Consider the following 406-nt stretch of genomic DNA (forward strand, 5'->3'; position numbering starts at 1 on the left):
ATCCAGGTCAAAGGTGAGCGCCGAGATGCGCCCCAAAGGCCGGTAAAAACGCATTATTTCCCCCGTTTGGCGCGTGGATGCGCCGCATCGTACACCGAGGCAAGGTGTTGAAAATCAAGATGAGTAGAGATTTGCGTGGTGGAGAGGTTGGCATGAGCCAGCAGCTCCTGCACACCACGAAGATCGCCGCTCGACTCCAGCATATGCGTAGCGAACGAGTGACGTAATTTATGCGGGTGAACGTGATTATTCAGCCCTTGTTTTATGCCCCATTCGGCAAAGCGTTTCTGCACATTACGCGCGGAGATACGCTTGCCCAGTTTCGACAGAAAAAGCGCGTCGTCTTCGCTACCAAACAGGTCGCGCAAATCAAGCCAGTGCTCAATCCATGACAAAGCGTTACGAC

General features: G+C 53.4%; 1 pseudogene. It reads right to left on the bottom strand.

What is annotated here, in order from left to right:
- Positions 1-53: 53 nt before the first annotated feature.
- Positions 54-406: pseudogene (xerC, locus tag OC23_RS06555) on the bottom strand (tyrosine recombinase XerC); the annotation flags it as partial.

The sequence above is a fragment of the Acinetobacter sp. A47 genome (assembly GCF_000805455.1).
GTDB lineage: Bacteria > Pseudomonadota > Gammaproteobacteria > Pseudomonadales > Moraxellaceae > Acinetobacter.